This is a genomic window from Rhodococcus sp. NPDC059234 (genome assembly GCF_042754225.1).
GTDB lineage: Bacteria > Actinomycetota > Actinomycetes > Mycobacteriales > Mycobacteriaceae > Rhodococcus_G.
In genome coordinates, this window is record NZ_JBHZAH010000020.1 from 1 (window position 1) to 15,103 (window position 15,103).

The following is a 15,103-nucleotide window of genomic DNA, read 5'->3' on the forward strand; positions in this document are numbered from 1 at the left end:
CGAGGACACGCGATAGACCGCCCGGTCGAGGACCGGGCGGTGTTTGCTTGACGTCTTAGGTCAGAGCTTGTTCGCGGCCAGCGAGAGGGCCGACTTCTTGTTGGCGGCCTGGTTGGCGTGGATGACGCCCTTGCTGGCAGCCTTGTCGAGCTTGCGGCTCGCGGAGACGAGGAGCTCGTTGGCCTTGTCCTTGTCACCCGCAGCCGCGGCCTCGCGGAAGGAACGGATCGCGGTACGCAGCGAGGACTTCACCGACTGGTTGCGCAGTCGCTGACGCTCGTTGGTACGGATCCGCTTCACCTGGGACTTGATGTTGGCCACGCGTAAAATCCTGTCGTCTTTGCTGGTTTCTTGTCAAAGAAGCTTCGGGCGCACACGGGCGCCGAAGTTCGAGGCTACCAGGGATGGCGGGGCCAACCCAAACCGACTGGCCTTCCGGGGGGTGTGCGACGGCGCGTCGCGACCCGCTGACACAGAGGCTACCGCACGCCCGGATCGCCGACGCCACTGGTCGACGGAACCGGGGTCGCAGGCCCGGCGTGGCGTCCGGACGGACGGTTTGCCCCGGGTTAGCGTTCCGATTCGAGAGTTTCCTTACCCACGACACGAATTCAGCGAAGGTGGCACATGTCTCCTACGGCACAGGAAGTCTTCGAAAAGGAACCCATCTCGGACGTCAAGAACATCTCGGAAGTCAAGAAGTACATCGCGGAAGGAATCGGCACCTTCGTGCTGGTGTTCGCCTCCGTCGGAACCGCGGTGATCGCCGGTGCGAAGGTCGGCAACCTCGGCGTCGCGCTCGCGTTCGGGCTCACGCTCCTCTTCCTCGTCTACGCGATCGGCCCCATCTCCGGCTGCCACGTCAACCCGGCGGTGACGTTCGGGCACCTCCTCCTCGGCCGGATCAGCGCGGTGACGGCCGGCATCTACTGGATCGCACAGGTAATCGGCGGCCTCGTCGCGGGTGTCGTACTGTTCGCCGTCGCCAAGAGCCTGCCGTCCTACGATCGGGCGACCAACGGCCTCGGGGCCAACGGGTGGGGCGATCACAGCCCGTCGGCGATCCACGGACCGCTCGGATCCGTGCTGCAGAGCGGCTACGGCTTCGGCGCGATGGTCGTCGTCGAGGTCCTGCTGACCGCCCTGCTGGTGTTCGTGGTGCTGGCGTCCACCGATCAGATCTCGGACGTGTTCATGGCGGGCATCTCGATCGGCCTCACCCTCGCGGTGATCCACCTGATGTCGATTCCGATCGACAACACATCGGTCAACCCGGCGCGCAGCCTCGGCGTCGCGTTCTTCCAGGACGGTGCGCCCAAGCAGTTGTGGGCCTTCATCGTGTTCCCGCTCGTGGGTGGCGCGCTCGGCGCCCTGGCCTACCGAGCGCTGTTCGGCAGGTACGACCGGCTCGACGACTGAGAGCCGCCACCGCCGTCGTCCCGACGGCGACCCGCGGGTGAGGGGAACCATCATTCGGTCTGACCGGGTGATGGTTCCTCCGTTTCGGGGGCCGACGCGTGTCGCGAATGTTCAATCGCCGCAGCGGTATCGGGTCCTACGCTACGAGCATGCAGGTAAACAGCACCTTCGCCGTCACGTCCTTCGAGCCCGCCGAGTACACCTCGCCGATCCGCACCGGGCTGGAGGTGGGACACACCTACATGACCAAGTCGTACAGCGGCGAGGTCGAGGGGCAGTCCCGCACCCAGTTCACCTCGGCGTTCTCCCAGGAGACGGGCACCGGAACCTACGTCGCCATGGAGTCCTTCGAGGGCACCGTGGCGGGCAGGCGCGGCGCCTTCAACTTCGCGCACATGGCGACGACCGACGGCGAGAGCCGCTCGCACCACCAGCTCGTGATCGTGCCCACCAGCGGGACCGGCGAACTCGCCGGCATCACCGGGACGGGCGAGTTGGTCGTCGACGGCGACGGCATCCACCGGTTGCAGCTCGACGTCGAGTTCGGTTCGCCCGCCGCCTGATCGAGCGCTCAGCTCCAGCTGTAGTCGTGGCGCAGCCGCGCGGCGACCTGGTCGAAGCGCCGGTGGTCGAGGATCGCGCCCTCGCGGCGAATCCCGGCCTCCGGCACGTCGAGGACCCGGTCCAGCCGGATCCAACTGGGCCTGCCCGAGCTGTCCCAGTCGCCCGTGCCGATGCCCATCCAGTTGCGTTCGCCCTCGCGGCCGGAGTTCGACGAGAGCATCAGGCCCAGCAGCGTGGCGCCGTCGCGCCCGACCACCAGCACCGGGCGGTCCTTGCCCTGGCCGGCGTCCTCCTCGTAGGTGACCCACGTCCACACCACCTCGCCCGGGTCGGCGCGACCGTCGAGATCGGGGGAGTACTCGACCGTCCTGGCCCGGTGCGCGGTCGGTACCGCGACGGACGACACGGGACGGCCGGGGGCCGCCGGCCGGCGCGGCGGCACGGCCTTCGGGGTCCGCGACCCGCCGGGCAGCACGCCCGAGCGCTGCAGTTCCTTGAACAGACGAGGGCCCTCGCGCTTGGCCAGGTCCCCCAGTTGCTTGCCGATTGTGGTCCAGCTTCGTGCCATGGCATCGAATCTATCGGCCCCTGACGGGGCCGAGGCGTCCGCGGCCGGTGTCACGTGGAATTCCTGCGCCGGGCGGCGATGTCGAAGAACCTGGATCGGCTCCGTCCTCCGGGTGAGAAAGCAACCACCCAACAGAAGGAGCATCCCGAATGGCCATCTCCACCGTCACCTCCGCCGACGGCACCCCGATCGCCGTCGACACCGTCGGCGCCGCCGGAACCGCGGTGATTCTCGTCGGGGGCGCGTTCAACGACCGCACCACCGTCGCCGCCCTGGCCACGCTGCTCGGCACTCAGTTCACCGCCGTCACCTACGATCGGCGAGGACGCGGCGACAGCGGCGACGACGCCGACGAGTACGCCGTCGACAACGAAATTGACGACCTCGCAGCGGTTATCGCGCACGTCGGCGGCAAGGCCGGCGTCTTCGGCCACTCCTCCGGCGGTACGCTCGCCCTGGAGGGCGTGGCGCGCGGCCTGCCGATCGACCGCGTCGCTGTGTACGAAACCCCCTACATCACCGACGGAAGCCGGCCCGCGCCACCCGCCGACATCTTCGACCGCGTCAAGGCGCTCGTCGCCGCCGCGGACCGGGACGGGGCCGCCGCCCTGTTCCTGACCGAGCAGGTGGGCGTCCCCGCGCCGATGGTCGCCGACATGCGGGCCGCTCCGGTCTGGCCGTTCCTCGCCGGCCAGGCGAGCAGCCTGCCCTACGACATCGCCCTGTGCGGCAGCGGCTTGCGCATCCCCACCGAGCGACTCGCGTCGATCACCGTTCCTGCGCTGGTCCTCAACGGCGACGCCACCGAGCCGTGGATGCAGATGGCCGCGACCGCCGTGGCCGCCGCCATCCCCGGTGCCGTCCACGAAGTCATCGCCGGTCAGGACCACAGCATCCTGCAACGGCCGGACCTCCTCGCCCCCGTCCTCGCCGACTTCTTCGGCTGACAGGTTCGCAAGGGGTTTGGGACCGGCGGGGCCTTTCGTTCGCTCGCACCTGGCGGTCGCCCTCGTGGACTTGGCCGAGAGCGACATTGCTGAAAGCTAACTGAATTGGTCGATTGTGCCGCCTTTGCGCCGGACCCTGGCGGCACGTGGGCCCCGCCACCCCCAACGTAGGCGGGGCCCACGCCCGAAACCAACTGCCATCTGCCGGCCTGGATTGAGGTTGGCCGATCCAGGTTCGACGCTCACAAGGACGGGATTAACGTGGTGATTCAGGAACTCCCACACTGACAAAGCATGAGTTTCAGGGTCGCCGACGCTCTCCCGTGCGCGGAGGAACGGAGCCGGTCGACCTTCGGTGGGGTTTATCATCGCAAGATACTGTGAGCAACCTGACGGCTACGTTCACGTCGCCGACCGCCGTCGCGAACCGGTTTGTCGAGCTGGGCCGGGACTGCAAGTTCCCGGACGGTGTGAGCTTCCACGACCTCCGTCGCTTCTTTGCATCGACCCTCGTCTTCGCCGGTGCATCCGTGCCGATGGTGGCGCAGTATCTCGGGCACGCGTCGGGTGCTGTCACACTGGACGTCTACGCACACCTGCGGCCAGGCGACGATGATCGGGCCAGGGACGCGGTGGATAAGGTCCTGGTGCGGGACCAGAGCGGGACGGGCAATCGGGCCGGTTCGGCGTCGGTGAGTGAGTGAGATGAGGAAAAGGGCTTGACCAGCAACTTTGCAGAAACAACCTTCACGGATCCCGCCCGGATCCGGAACTTCTGCATCATCGCGCACATCGACCACGGCAAGTCCACGCTCGCGGACCGCATGCTGCAGTTGACCGGGGTCGTCGAGGAGCGGGCGATGCGAGCCCAGTACCTGGACCGGATGGACATCGAGCGCGAGCGCGGCATCACCATCAAGGCGCAGAACGTGCGACTGCCGTGGACCGTCGAGAAGGAGGACGGCAGCACCGAAGAGATCGTCCTGCACCTGATCGACACGCCCGGCCACGTCGACTTCACCTACGAGGTCTCCCGCGCGCTCGAGGCCTGCGAGGGCGCGGTGCTGCTGGTCGACGCGGCGCAGGGCATCGAGGCCCAGACGCTCGCCAACCTGTACCTGGCGATGGAGAAGGACCTCACCATCATCCCGGTGCTCAACAAGATCGACCTGCCCGCCGCCGACCCGGACCGCTACGCCGAGGAGATCGCGCACATCACCGGCTGCGAGCCGGGGGACGTGCTGCGGGTCTCGGGCAAGACCGGCGTCGGCGTCAAGGAACTGCTCGACGAGGTCGTCAAGAAGGTGCCGGCCCCGGTCGGGGACGCGGACGGTCCGGCGCGCGCGATGATCTTCGACTCGGTCTACGACGCCTACCGCGGTGTGGTCACCTACGTGCGCGTGGTGGACGGCAAGATCCGTCCCCGCGAGAAGATCACCATGATGTCCACGGGCACCACGCATGAACTGCTCGAGGTCGGCATCATCTCGCCCGAACCCAAGGCCACCGTCGGCCTCGGCGTCGGCGAGGTCGGCTACCTGATCACCGGTGTGAAGGACGTCCGCCAGTCGCGAGTCGGCGACACCGTCACCACCTTCCGCAACGGCGCGACCGAGCCGCTCACCGGCTACCGCGACCCGAAGCCGATGGTCTACTCCGGCCTGTACCCGATGGACGGCTCGGACTACCCGGTGCTCCGCGACGCACTGGACAAGCTGCGGCTCAACGACGCGGCGCTGGCGTACGAGCCGGAAACATCCGTGGCGCTGGGATTCGGCTTCCGCTGCGGCTTCCTCGGCCTGCTGCACATGGAGATCACCCGCGACCGGCTCGAGCGCGAGTTCGGCCTCGACCTCATCTCCACCGCGCCCAACGTGGTGTACCGCGTCGTGATGGAGGACGGCTCCGAACACGAGGTGACCAATCCGTCGTACTGGCCCGAGGGCAAGGTGCGCGAGGTGTACGAGCCGATGGCCAAGTGCACCGTCATCGCGCCGAGCGAGTACACCGGCGCGATCATGGAACTGTGCCAGAGCCGCCGCGGCGAGCTCGGCGGCATGGACTACCTGTCCGAGACCCGCGTCGAGCTGCGCTACACGCTGCCGATGGGCGAGATCATGTTCGATTTCTTCGACGCCCTCAAGTCGCGGACCAAGGGCTACGCCAGCCTCGACTACGAGGAGTCCGGTGAGCAGAACGCGGCACTCGTGAAGGTGGACATCCTGCTGCAGGGCGAGGCCGTCGACGCGTTCAGTGCGATCGTGCACAAGGACGCGGCGTTCGCCTACGGCAACAAGATGACCACCAAGCTGCGCGAGCTGATTCCGCGCCAGCAGTTCGAGGTGCCGATCCAGGCCGCGATCGGCTCGAAGATCATTGCCCGCGAGAACATCCGCGCGATCCGCAAGGACGTGCTCGCCAAGTGCTACGGCGGCGACATCAGCCGTAAGCGCAAGCTGCTCGAGAAGCAGAAGGAGGGCAAGAAGCGGATGAAGACCATCGGTCGGGTCGAGGTCCCGCAGGAGGCCTTCGTGGCGGCACTGTCGAACGAGTCGGTGGCGGACAAGCCCAAGAAGTAGAGACAGCGGAGCCGAGTGGAGGCGTGCACGTGCTCGAGACCTGGTTGACGCGGAATCTGGACATCGAGGTGCCGATCCTCGGCGCGCCGATGGGCGGTCGGGCCGGCGGCTTGCTGGCCGGCGAGGTGTCCAGGGCGGGCGGCCTCGGACTGCTCGGCGCCGCCCGGTATGCCACCCCGCAGTGGATCGCCGAGGAGGCCGCCGTCGCCCGCGAACTCGGCGGGCGATTCGGCGTCGGGTTGATGACCTGGTCGCTGGACGACGACGACAGCCTGCTCGACGCGGCGATCGAGCAGCAGCCCGCACTGCTCACGCTGTCCTTCGGTGACCCGGCGGCCTACGTCCCGCGGGTGCATGCGGCGGGGATTCCCGTTGCCTCCCAGGTCAACACGCTCGAGGACATGCGCATCGCCGAACGCGCCGGGGTCGACCTGATCATCGCGCAGGGCGGCGAGGCCGGCGGACACACCGGCCGGATCGGCACGTTGCCACTGCTGCAGGAACTGCTCGACGCGACCGGACTGCCCGTCGCCGCGGCCGGCGGCATCGGGACCGGCCGCGGGCTGGCCGCGGTGATCGCGGCGGGTGCGGAGGGCGCGCTCATCGGCACCGCGCTGCTGGCCAGCCCGGAGACCGTCGGTCCCGACTACGCCCGCGACCGAGTGGTCGAGGCGGGCAGCGCGGACACCGTGTACACCTCGGTGTTCGACCGCGCCCGCAGCCAGCCGTGGCCGAGCCGCTGGGGCGGCCGGGCCATCGCGAACGAATTCACCCGCACCTGGGAGGGTGCGGCAGGCTCGGAGGAGACGCTCGCGCAGGCGTACGACCCGGCCGACCCGAGCCTCGGCGTCGTGTACGCGGGCGAGGCGGTCGGGCTCGTGCACGCGGCACGCCCGGCCGGCGACGTGGTCCGGCAGATCGCCGCCGACGCGGAGCGGCTGCTGGCCCGGTTCGCCTGACCGCTCAGCCGGGGGAGTGCGCCGGCTGGAAGACGCCCGCCGCCGCGGCCTCCTCCGCACGGATCACGTGCACCACCGCGTTGATCAGGGCCAGGTGGGTGAACGCCTGCGGGAAGTTGCCCAGGTGTCGCCCGGTGCGGGTGTCGATCTCCTCGGCGTACAGCTTGAGCGGGCTCGCGTAACCGAGCAGCCGCGAGCACAACTGCTTGGCGCGCTTGAGTTCGCCGATCTCGACGAGCGCGGACACGAGCCAGAACGAGCAGATGGTGAAGCTGCCCTCCTCGCCGTCGAGGCCGTCGTCGGTGGTCTCCACGCGGTAGCGCAGAACCAGACCGTCCTCGGTGAGCTCGTCGGCGATCGAGAGCACCGTCGCCCGGACCCGGTGGTCGTTCGCGGGCAGGAACCGCAGCAGCGGCACCAACAGCAGTGACGCGTCGAGGGACGGGTCCCCGTAGCGCTGGGTGAACACGCCGCGCTCGTCCACGCCGTGTTCGAGGATGTCGGCCTTGATCTCGTCGGCGATCGCGGCCCATTGCAGCGCGTACGACTTCTCGCCGTGCAGCGCGGCGAGTTTCGCGCCGCGGTCGAGCGCGACCCAGCACATGACCTTCGAGGAGGTGAAGTGCTGGGGCTCCCCGCGCACCTCCCAGATACCGCGGTCGGGCTTGCGCCAGTGCTTGATCGCCTCCTCGACCTGGCGCTTGAGCAGTGGCCACAGCGCGTCCGGCACCTGGTCGCGGGAGCGCACGTGCAGGTACACCGAGTCGAGCATGGTGCCCCAGATGTCGTGCTGGTCCTGGTTGTACGCGCCGTTGCCGATGCGTACCGGCCGGGCGCCGTCGTACCCGGACAGGTGGTTCAGCTCCTCCTCCTCGAGGGTGTGTTCGCCGCCGATGCCGTACATCACCTGGAGGGGGTTCGGGTGTCCGCCGTCCGACTGGGACACGTCGGAGATGAAGGAGAAGAAGTCGTTGGCCTCGCGGTCGAGACCGAGGGTGTACAGGCCCCAGAGCGCGAAGGTCGAGTCGCGCACCCACGCGTAGCGGTAGTCCCAGTTCCGTTGCCCGCCGGGCGTTTCCGGCAGGGAGGTGGTCGACGCCGCGAGCAGCGCGCCGGTAGGTGCGTAGGTCAGGCCCTTGAGGGCGAGTGCACTGCGCTGCAGGTAGCCGCGCCACGGGTGGTCGGGGAAGCGGCCGATGGTGATCCACTGTCGCCAGCACTCGGCGGTCTGCCACATCTTGTCGGCGGCGTCCTCGAAGTTCTCCGGGCACGGCTGCCCGCCCCAGGACAACGCGACGAACACGTTGTCGCCCTGGGTCATCCGTGTCCGCGCGCGGGCCTCGCGGCCCTCGATCCCGATCCTCAGGTTGGTCGTCAGGCGCAGCGTCGGATGCTCGCCGAGGGTGGAGCCGTCGCAGGTCGCGGTGGCCTCCTCGTACACCTTGCCGGTGTACTCCCACTTCGCGGTGGACCGGTGGTAGTCGAAGGCGGGCTCGCAGCTCATCTCGAGTTCCACCGTCCCGCTCACGCATTTCACCGTGCGCAGCAGGATGTGCTCGGCGTCCCAGTCGGTGGGGGTGCGCCGATGCGAGCGCGAACGCGCGGTGTTGTTGTGCCACGGCCCCATCACCATCGCGTCGCGCACGATCAGCCAGCCGGTCTCGGTCTGCCAGGTGGTCTCGACGATCAGTCCGCCGGGGAGATAGCGCCGGGCCGCGGGGACGTTCTGGCCGTACGGACCGATGCGGAAGTGGCCGGCACTGCGGTCGAGGATCGCGCCGAACACGCTCGGCGAGTCCGGCCGTGGCACGCACATCCACTCGACGGACCCGTTGCGCGCGATGAGGCAGGTTGTCTCGCAGTCGGAGAGGAAGGCGTAGTCGTCGATCGGCGGGTAGGTGGAGTGCCGGGCCGGGTCCACGATGGCTGGCAGGTTGTCCGGCGCGGTGTCCTCGGTTTCGATGTCGTCGCGGGGTGCCATCTGCACATCATTCGCCCGCCGGGCGCGGTCGTCCACCGCAACCGCCGCGGGCTAAGGTGAGGGCGTGAATCAGATCGCCAGTTGGTGGGACGGCCTCGAGTTGTGGGTCATCGGGTTGCCCTACATTCCCCAGATCCTTCTGGTGATGGCGGTCGCGCTGCCCGCCGCCTTCGGCATCGCGTGCGGCTTCGACAAGCTGCTCGCCAGGGTGTTCGCCCTGCTGGGTCGCGACGAGGCCCGCCCGGCCGTCGCGTCGACCTCGAGGAGTGCGCGCTGATGCCCCGTTCACGCGTCACCCTCGTCCTGATCGCGCTGATCGTCCTCGTTCTCGTCGGGTGGTTGCTGACCCGCTGACCGCGGTCCACGTCCGGGTTCGATTCGGGCCGCCCGCTCTGCTAGATTCGTCGGCGTGTCTGCCACTGCCGTGCACCAGGTCCGCCATGAACTGGCGTTGATCGCTGTCGGCATGCTCGCAGTCGCCGATATCGACTGTTGTTGATTCCCTCCCGCCGCTGACCTCTCTGTCGCGGCCGGTGCGCCCCACGTAGCGGGCCAGCCCCCAACTCTTCGTGTCATCTGTGAACCACAGCCGCGCCGGCTGTGGTCCTCACTGCGGTCCCACGACCGAACACATTCACCTGCCCTCGAGGCATGAAAGGCCATATCCATGAGCGTTCGCGCCCGTTTCACCCGTTCCGGCGTCCTGTTGGCCGCCGTCGTCACCGCCGGGGCCGTCGCGCTGACCGCCTGCAGCGGCGGCTCGAGTGACACCGTCGGCGGCGACGGTGGGAAGAGCGACGGCAGCGGCGGGACGATCAGCCTGTTCGCCTACGCGGTGCCCAAGCCCGGCTACGACAAGATCATTCCGGCGTTCAAGGAGACCGAGCAGGGCAAGGGCGTGGACTTCCAGCAGTCCTACGGCGCCTCGGGCGACCAGTCCCGCAAGGTCAAGGACGGCGCCCAGGCCGACTTCGTGAACTTCTCGGTCGAGCCGGACATCACCCGTCTCGTCGACTCCGGACAGGTCAGCCCGGACTGGAACAAGGACGCCTACAACGGCATCCCGTTCGGGTCCGTCGTCACCGTGGTCGTCCGCAAGGGCAACCCCAAGGGCATCAAGGACTGGGACGACCTGCTCGCGCCCGGCCTCGAGGTGGTCACGCCCAACCCGTTCAGCTCCGGATCGGCGAAGTGGAACCTGCTCGCCCCCTACGCGGCCAAGAGCGACGGCGGCAAGAATCCGCAGGCGGGCCTCGACTACATCAATTCGCTCGTGCGCGACCACGTCAAGGTCCAGCCCAAGTCGGGTCGTGAGGCCACCGAGACCTTCCTGCAGGGCACCGGCGACGTACTGCTGAGCTACGAGAACGAGGCGATCTTCACCGAGCGCAACGGCGACCCCGTCGAGCACGTCACGCCGCCGACCACGTTCAAGATCGAGAACCCGGTCGCGGTCATCAACAACAGCAAGAACCTCGAGAAGGCCAACGCGTTCAAGGACTTCCTCTACACCACCGACGGCCAGAAGCTGTGGGCGCAGGCGGGATTCCGTCCCGTCGACCCGGCCGTCGCCAAGGAGTTCGCCGCCGACTTCCCCGCCCCGGCCAAGCTGTGGACGATCGCCGACCTCGGCGGCTGGAAGTCGATCGACGACTCCTTGTTCAAGAAGGACACCGGATCCATCGCGGTGATCTATGACGGCGCGAGCAAGTAGCCTCACCGTGACCAGCATTGTCGAGACGGCGTCGGGGGGACAGGTGTCCGAGATCGGGGGACAGGTGTCCGAGCAGGGCGCTGCCCCCTCGCCGCCGTCCCGGCGGCGCCCGGGCTGGACCCGGGTCACCGGCACGGTCGGGCCGCTGGGCATCGGTATCGCCATGCTCTGGCTCAGCGTCATCGTGCTGCTCCCGCTGGCCGCGCTGACCGTGACCTCCTTCGAGGACGGCATCGCCGGCTTCTGGGACGCGGTGACCAGTCCGGCGGCGCTGGCGTCGCTGCGGATCACCGTCTGGGTGTCCGCGGTCGTGGCCGTGATCAACGTCGTGATGGGCACCCTGATCGCCTGGGTGCTGGTGCGCGACGAGTTCCCGGGCAAGCGGATCGTCAACGCGCTCATCGACCTTCCGTTCGCGTTGCCCACCATCGTCGCCAGCATCGTGCTGCTGTCGTTGTACGGGCCGAGCAGCCCGATCGACGTGCACCTCAACGCGACCCAGCCCGGCCTCGTGGTGGCGCTGGCGTTCGTCACCCTCCCGTTCGTGGTGCGGTCGGTGCAGCCGGTGCTGATCGAGACCGACCGGGAGGTCGAGCAGGCCGCGGCGTCGCTCGGCGCGTCCAACTGGGTCATCTTCCGCAAGGTCGTGCTGCCCACCCTGGCACCCGCGATCATCAGCGGCGCCGGCCTCGCCTTCGCCCGCGCGATCGGCGAGTACGGGTCGGTGGTCCTGATCGGTGGCAACATCCCGCGCGAGACCCAGATGGCCTCGCAGTTGATCCAGCAGAAGATCGAGATCGATCGGCCCGTGGACGCGGCGGCCATCTCGGTGGTGCTGCTGCTGATCGCCTTCACCACGCTGCTCGTGCTGCGGGTGCTGGCGAGCCGCGCGCAGCGGCGTGAGGAGCAGGCCCAGTGAACGTCTCGACGCCGGCACGCATCGGCATGCGGGTGGTCGCGCTCGGCTACCTCGTGGTGCTGCTCCTGGTGCCCATCGTGGTGATCCTGTGGCGCACCTTCGAGCGCGGATTCGTCAGCTTCTTCGAGGCGATCTCCACGCCGGCAGCGATCTCGGCGCTGAACCTGTCGCTGCTGATCGTGGCGATCGTGGTACCGATCAACGTGATCTTCGGCGTGGTCACCGCGCTGGCACTGGTCCGCGGCCGGTTCCCCGGCCGAGGCCTGCTGCAGGCCGTGGTCGACCTGCCGTTCGCGGTCTCGCCGATCGTCGTGGGCGTGTCGCTGATCCTGCTGTGGGGCGTCAACGGCTGGTTCGGGTTCCTCGACGAGGCAGGCTTCCGTGTCATCTTCGGCCTGCCCGGCATGGTGCTGGCCACCATCTTCGTCACGCTGCCCTTCGTGGTGCGCGAGGTGGAGCCGGTGCTGCACGAGATCGGCGACGAACAGGAGCAGGCGGCCGCGACCCTCGGCGCCTCGAAATGGCAGACGTTCTGGCGGATCACGTTGCCCGCCATCCGCTGGGGCCTGACCTACGGCGTCGTGCTCACCGTGGCCCGATCGCTCGGCGAGTTCGGCGCGGTCATCATGGTCTCGTCCGGCTTCCCGGGCGTCTCGCAGACCCTGACACTGCTGGTGCACTCGCGCTACATCGACGACCACAACACCTACGGCGCGTACTGCGCGGCGACGCTGCTGATGGGCATCGCCCTGGTGACGCTGCTGCTGATGACGCTGCTGGACCGCAAGAGGAGCAACTCATGATCTCCGTGATCGGCGCCCACAAGAACTACGGCGACTTCGCGGCGCTGAACAACCTGACCCTCGACATCCCGGCCGGGTCGCTGACCGCGCTGCTCGGGCCGTCCGGGTCCGGCAAGTCCACGCTGCTGCGCTCGATCGCCGGACTCGAACACCCGGACTCCGGCACTATCGCGATCGCGGGCAAGGACGTCACCGGGGTGCCGCCGCAGAAGCGCGACATCGGCTTCGTGTTCCAGCACTACGCGGCGTTCAAGCACATGACCGTGCGCGACAACGTCGCGTTCGGGCTCAAGATCCGCAAGCGGCCGAAGTCGGAGATCGACAAGAAGGTCAACGAGCTGCTCGAGATCGTCGGCCTCGACGGCTTCCAGCACCGGTACCCGGCGCAGCTGTCCGGTGGCCAGCGTCAGCGCATGGCGCTGGCCCGCGCGCTGGCGGTCGACCCGCAGGTGCTGCTGCTCGACGAGCCGTTCGGTGCACTCGACGCGAAGGTGCGCGAGGACCTGCGGACGTGGCTGCGACGGCTGCACGACGAGGTGCACGTGACCACCGTGCTCGTCACCCACGACCAGGAGGAGGCGCTCGACGTCGCCGACCGGATCGCGGTTCTCAACAAGGGGCGCATCGAGCAGGTCGGTACCCCGCGGGACCTCTACGACAGCCCCGCGAACGACTTCGTGATGTCGTTCCTCGGGCCGGTCGCCAAGCTCAACGGTCAGCTCGTGCGCCCGCACGACATCCGCGTGGGGCGCGATCCGAGCATGGCGGTCGCTCAGCAGGCCGGCACCGCGGAGTCCGCGGGCGTCACCCGGGCGACGGTCGAGCGGGTGGTGCACCTGGGCTTCGAGGTCCGGGTGGAGCTGCGCAACGCCGCCACCGGAGACCTGTTCGCGGCGCAGGTGACCCGCGGCGACAGCGAGGCCCTGCAGCTCAAGGAGGGCGAGACCGTCTACGCCCGCGCGACCCTGATCCCGAACATCCCGGCATAGGCAGCAGCCCGTCGGGCAGGTGCGGCCCGGTTCTGTGACGCGGCATCGGTGGGTGCCGGATTCACGCGGTCGCCGCCCTGTCCGACGGCAGTTCGAACTTACTCAGCACCGTCCTTCGCATCAGTGCAACGAGTGCGGCAACACCGGTGCCCGCCATCCACAAGGGGAGCGGGTACAGGGTCAGTCGCTCGCCCAGGCCGAAGGTCAGGGTGCGGTCGAGAAGCAGGACGACGCCGACGAGTCCGGTGGTGGCACAGAGACCGGACCAGACCGCAATCCAGCGTCGCTGGTTCCAGAACTGCACAGCCAGCAGCACGAGCACCGCGTGGCGCGCGACGAATCCGGGCAGGACGGCGGTCCAATGGACGAAGGTGCCGTCGTTGGCGGGAACCATCCCGGTGGCGGCGGTGCTCAGCGCCACGACCGCGGCGAGACCCAGGATCCACTTCTTGCCCCGGCCGTCCGGAATGTATCGGTGCAGCAGGGCCGCGCCCAGAACCGTCACCGCCCCAAGGCTCATGAACGTGGCGTTCATGACGGCGTGCATCGGTGAACACGCTTCCGGACTGCAGGTGGTCACGCCCAGCGAGCTGATGGAATCGCGCGCGAAGCTGTACGGGGTCTTCCACGCGCCGGCCGTGACGAACTCCGCCAGGAGGTAGAGCACCGACAGAGACCAGGCCGCGCCGGCTGTGCCGAGTCTGAGATTGTGCTTGATCGTATTGCTCCCTACAGCTTGCTCTGTGGGGATCTCACCCAAAGATCTGATCCGGTCGGCGCCGCGGCTCGACTGGCAAATCTAACGGTACGATAACAATCTGGCAACAACCTGTGAACGGCCGTTGCGGCGACACCAGCCGCAGATCGCGGAACAGTTCAGGCGGTCAGTGCGGCTCGGTCGGCGGTGACGAGGTCGGCCCCCGCGCGGTAGCGGTTCAGCGCGACCTCGGCGAGGTGGGGATGGTCGCCGATCACGTCGGCGAAGACGGCCGTGGGAGCGTGCTCACCGGCAAGGAGTTCGAGTCGGTCGGTGAGGCGGCCGGGCGCGAGGAACCACGGTGCCACCACGATGCGCTCCGCGCCTGCCCGTCGTAGCCGCGAGACCGCCTGCGGCAGACTCGGTTCGGTGGTGGCGTAGCAGATCTCGACGCCCGACCAGCCGCTGCCGGCGAGCAGTCGCGGTGCGATCCGCGCGGTGCGGGCGTTGGCGGCCTCCGACGACGAGCCAACCGCGGCCAGCACCACCCCGACCGACGGATCGTCGAGCTCCGCACCGGCGCCGACTGCCCGGTCCCGGACGGCGGCGACCAGCCGGTCGCCGTCGCCGAGCACGTCGGCCTGGACCAGGTCGAGTCCGCGGTGCCGCGCGCGAGCCGCCGCGAGCAGCCCGGGCAGGTCGACGCGGGCGTGGAAGGCGCTGCCCAGCAGGAGCGGCACCACGACCGCCGACGAGTGTCCTTCGGCGGCCACTGCGTCGATCACCTGGTCCACCGACGGTGCGGACAGGTCGAGGAAGCACAGGCGCACGTCCAGGTCCGGCCTGCTCGCCCTGATTCCGGCCACGGCAGCCGCGACCGCCCGCGCGGAGCGGGGGTCGCGACTGCCGTGTGCGACCGCGATCAGCGGCGGAGCCGCGGCGGCGATCAGGGGGACGGACATGC

General features: G+C 68.7%; 17 protein-coding genes. 12 read left to right on the plus strand and 5 right to left on the minus strand.

The features are described from left to right. Positions 1 to 60: 60 nt before the first annotated feature. A complete protein-coding gene (gene rpsT / locus ACFXGJ_RS06735) occupies positions 61 to 321 on the minus strand; it encodes a 30S ribosomal protein S20 (RefSeq protein ID WP_142097406.1) in 261 nt (86 codons plus the stop codon). A 306-nt stretch (positions 322 to 627) separates the two neighbouring features. Here rpsT and ACFXGJ_RS06740 point away from each other — a divergent pair, with 306 nt between their 5' ends. Together ACFXGJ_RS06740 and ACFXGJ_RS06745 are read left to right on the plus strand one after the other, a co-directional pair. Beyond that, positions 628 to 1,419 (plus strand): aquaporin, encoded by a 792-nt coding sequence (locus tag ACFXGJ_RS06740; RefSeq protein ID WP_378617578.1) that lies wholly within the window; start codon positions 628 to 630, stop codon positions 1,417 to 1,419. A 149-nt stretch (positions 1,420 to 1,568) separates the two neighbouring features. Then, positions 1,569 to 1,982: a DUF3224 domain-containing protein gene (locus tag ACFXGJ_RS06745; protein WP_378617579.1), complete on the plus strand. Its 414-nt coding sequence runs from the start codon at positions 1,569 to 1,571 to the stop codon at positions 1,980 to 1,982. Positions 1,983 to 1,990: 8 nt separating this feature from the next. Here ACFXGJ_RS06745 and ACFXGJ_RS06750 read toward each other — a convergent pair whose 3' ends face one another. Continuing rightward, complete coding sequence (locus ACFXGJ_RS06750; RefSeq protein WP_378617580.1) at positions 1,991 to 2,551, minus strand: type II toxin-antitoxin system PemK/MazF family toxin; 561 nt, start codon at positions 2,549 to 2,551, stop codon at positions 1,991 to 1,993. A gap of 149 nt (positions 2,552 to 2,700) precedes the next feature. Between ACFXGJ_RS06750 and ACFXGJ_RS06755 the strand changes: the two genes are divergently transcribed. The 4 genes from ACFXGJ_RS06755 (at position 2,701) to ACFXGJ_RS06770 (ending at position 7,036) form a co-directional block, all read left to right on the plus strand. Then, a complete protein-coding gene (locus tag ACFXGJ_RS06755; protein ID WP_378617581.1) occupies positions 2,701 to 3,498 on the plus strand; it encodes an alpha/beta fold hydrolase in 798 nt (265 codons plus the stop codon). Positions 3,499 to 3,878: 380 nt separating this feature from the next. Further along, entirely contained in the window at positions 3,879 to 4,202 is a 324-nt protein-coding gene (locus ACFXGJ_RS06760; protein ID WP_378617582.1) for a tyrosine-type recombinase/integrase, read from the plus strand. A 15-nt stretch (positions 4,203 to 4,217) separates the two neighbouring features. Next, positions 4,218 to 6,077 carry a translation elongation factor 4 gene (lepA, locus tag ACFXGJ_RS06765; RefSeq protein WP_378617583.1) on the plus strand — a complete coding sequence of 620 codons (1,860 nt, stop codon included), beginning with the start codon at positions 4,218 to 4,220 and terminating at the stop codon, positions 6,075 to 6,077. Between the two features lie 29 nt (positions 6,078 to 6,106). Beyond that, positions 6,107 to 7,036, plus strand: coding sequence for an NAD(P)H-dependent flavin oxidoreductase (locus tag ACFXGJ_RS06770; protein ID WP_378617584.1), 930 nt, complete (start codon positions 6,107 to 6,109; stop codon positions 7,034 to 7,036). 4 nt (positions 7,037 to 7,040) lie between these two features. Here the strand turns inward: ACFXGJ_RS06770 and ACFXGJ_RS06775 are convergent, their stop codons facing one another. Beyond that, on the minus strand, positions 7,041 to 9,017 hold the full coding sequence (locus tag ACFXGJ_RS06775; protein ID WP_378617585.1) for a glycoside hydrolase family 15 protein: 1,977 nt from the start codon (positions 9,015 to 9,017) through the stop codon (positions 7,041 to 7,043). A gap of 64 nt (positions 9,018 to 9,081) precedes the next feature. Here ACFXGJ_RS06775 and ACFXGJ_RS06780 point away from each other — a divergent pair, with 64 nt between their 5' ends. The 6 genes from ACFXGJ_RS06780 to ACFXGJ_RS06805 all read left to right on the plus strand — a co-directional run bounded on the left by ACFXGJ_RS06780 (position 9,082) and on the right by ACFXGJ_RS06805 (position 13,442). Then, a complete protein-coding gene (locus ACFXGJ_RS06780) occupies positions 9,082 to 9,294 on the plus strand; it encodes a hypothetical protein (protein ID WP_378617586.1) in 213 nt (70 codons plus the stop codon). 147 nt (positions 9,295 to 9,441) lie between these two features. Further along, complete coding sequence (locus ACFXGJ_RS06785; protein WP_371851165.1) at positions 9,442 to 9,516, plus strand: Ms4533A family Cys-rich leader peptide; 75 nt, start codon at positions 9,442 to 9,444, stop codon at positions 9,514 to 9,516. Positions 9,517 to 9,684: 168 nt separating this feature from the next. Continuing rightward, on the plus strand, positions 9,685 to 10,731 hold the full coding sequence (locus tag ACFXGJ_RS06790) for a sulfate ABC transporter substrate-binding protein (RefSeq protein ID WP_378617587.1): 1,047 nt from the start codon (positions 9,685 to 9,687) through the stop codon (positions 10,729 to 10,731). 7 nt (positions 10,732 to 10,738) lie between these two features. Next, a complete protein-coding gene (gene cysT, locus ACFXGJ_RS06795) occupies positions 10,739 to 11,650 on the plus strand; it encodes a sulfate ABC transporter permease subunit CysT (RefSeq protein WP_378617588.1) in 912 nt (303 codons plus the stop codon). Positions 11,651 to 11,676: 26 nt separating this feature from the next. After that, the gene (gene cysW, locus ACFXGJ_RS06800) at positions 11,677 to 12,453 is read left to right on the plus strand and encodes a sulfate ABC transporter permease subunit CysW (RefSeq protein WP_378617630.1); all 777 of its coding nucleotides are present in this window, start codon (positions 11,677 to 11,679) and stop codon (positions 12,451 to 12,453) included. Then, on the plus strand, positions 12,450 to 13,442 hold the full coding sequence (locus ACFXGJ_RS06805; RefSeq protein ID WP_378617589.1) for a sulfate/molybdate ABC transporter ATP-binding protein: 993 nt from the start codon (positions 12,450 to 12,452) through the stop codon (positions 13,440 to 13,442). Before cysW ends, ACFXGJ_RS06805 begins: the two co-directional genes overlap by 4 nt. Before the next feature lie 61 nt (positions 13,443 to 13,503). On the opposite strand, the gene ACFXGJ_RS06810 is transcribed toward ACFXGJ_RS06805, so the two are convergent. Together ACFXGJ_RS06810 and ACFXGJ_RS06815 are read right to left on the minus strand one after the other, a co-directional pair. Then, positions 13,504 to 14,109: a DUF998 domain-containing protein gene (locus ACFXGJ_RS06810; protein ID WP_378617590.1), complete on the minus strand. Its 606-nt coding sequence runs from the start codon at positions 14,107 to 14,109 to the stop codon at positions 13,504 to 13,506. 209 nt (positions 14,110 to 14,318) lie between these two features. Further along, entirely contained in the window at positions 14,319 to 15,101 is a 783-nt protein-coding gene (locus ACFXGJ_RS06815; protein WP_378617591.1) for a sirohydrochlorin chelatase, read from the minus strand. Between the last annotated feature and the right edge of the window lie 2 nt (positions 15,102 to 15,103).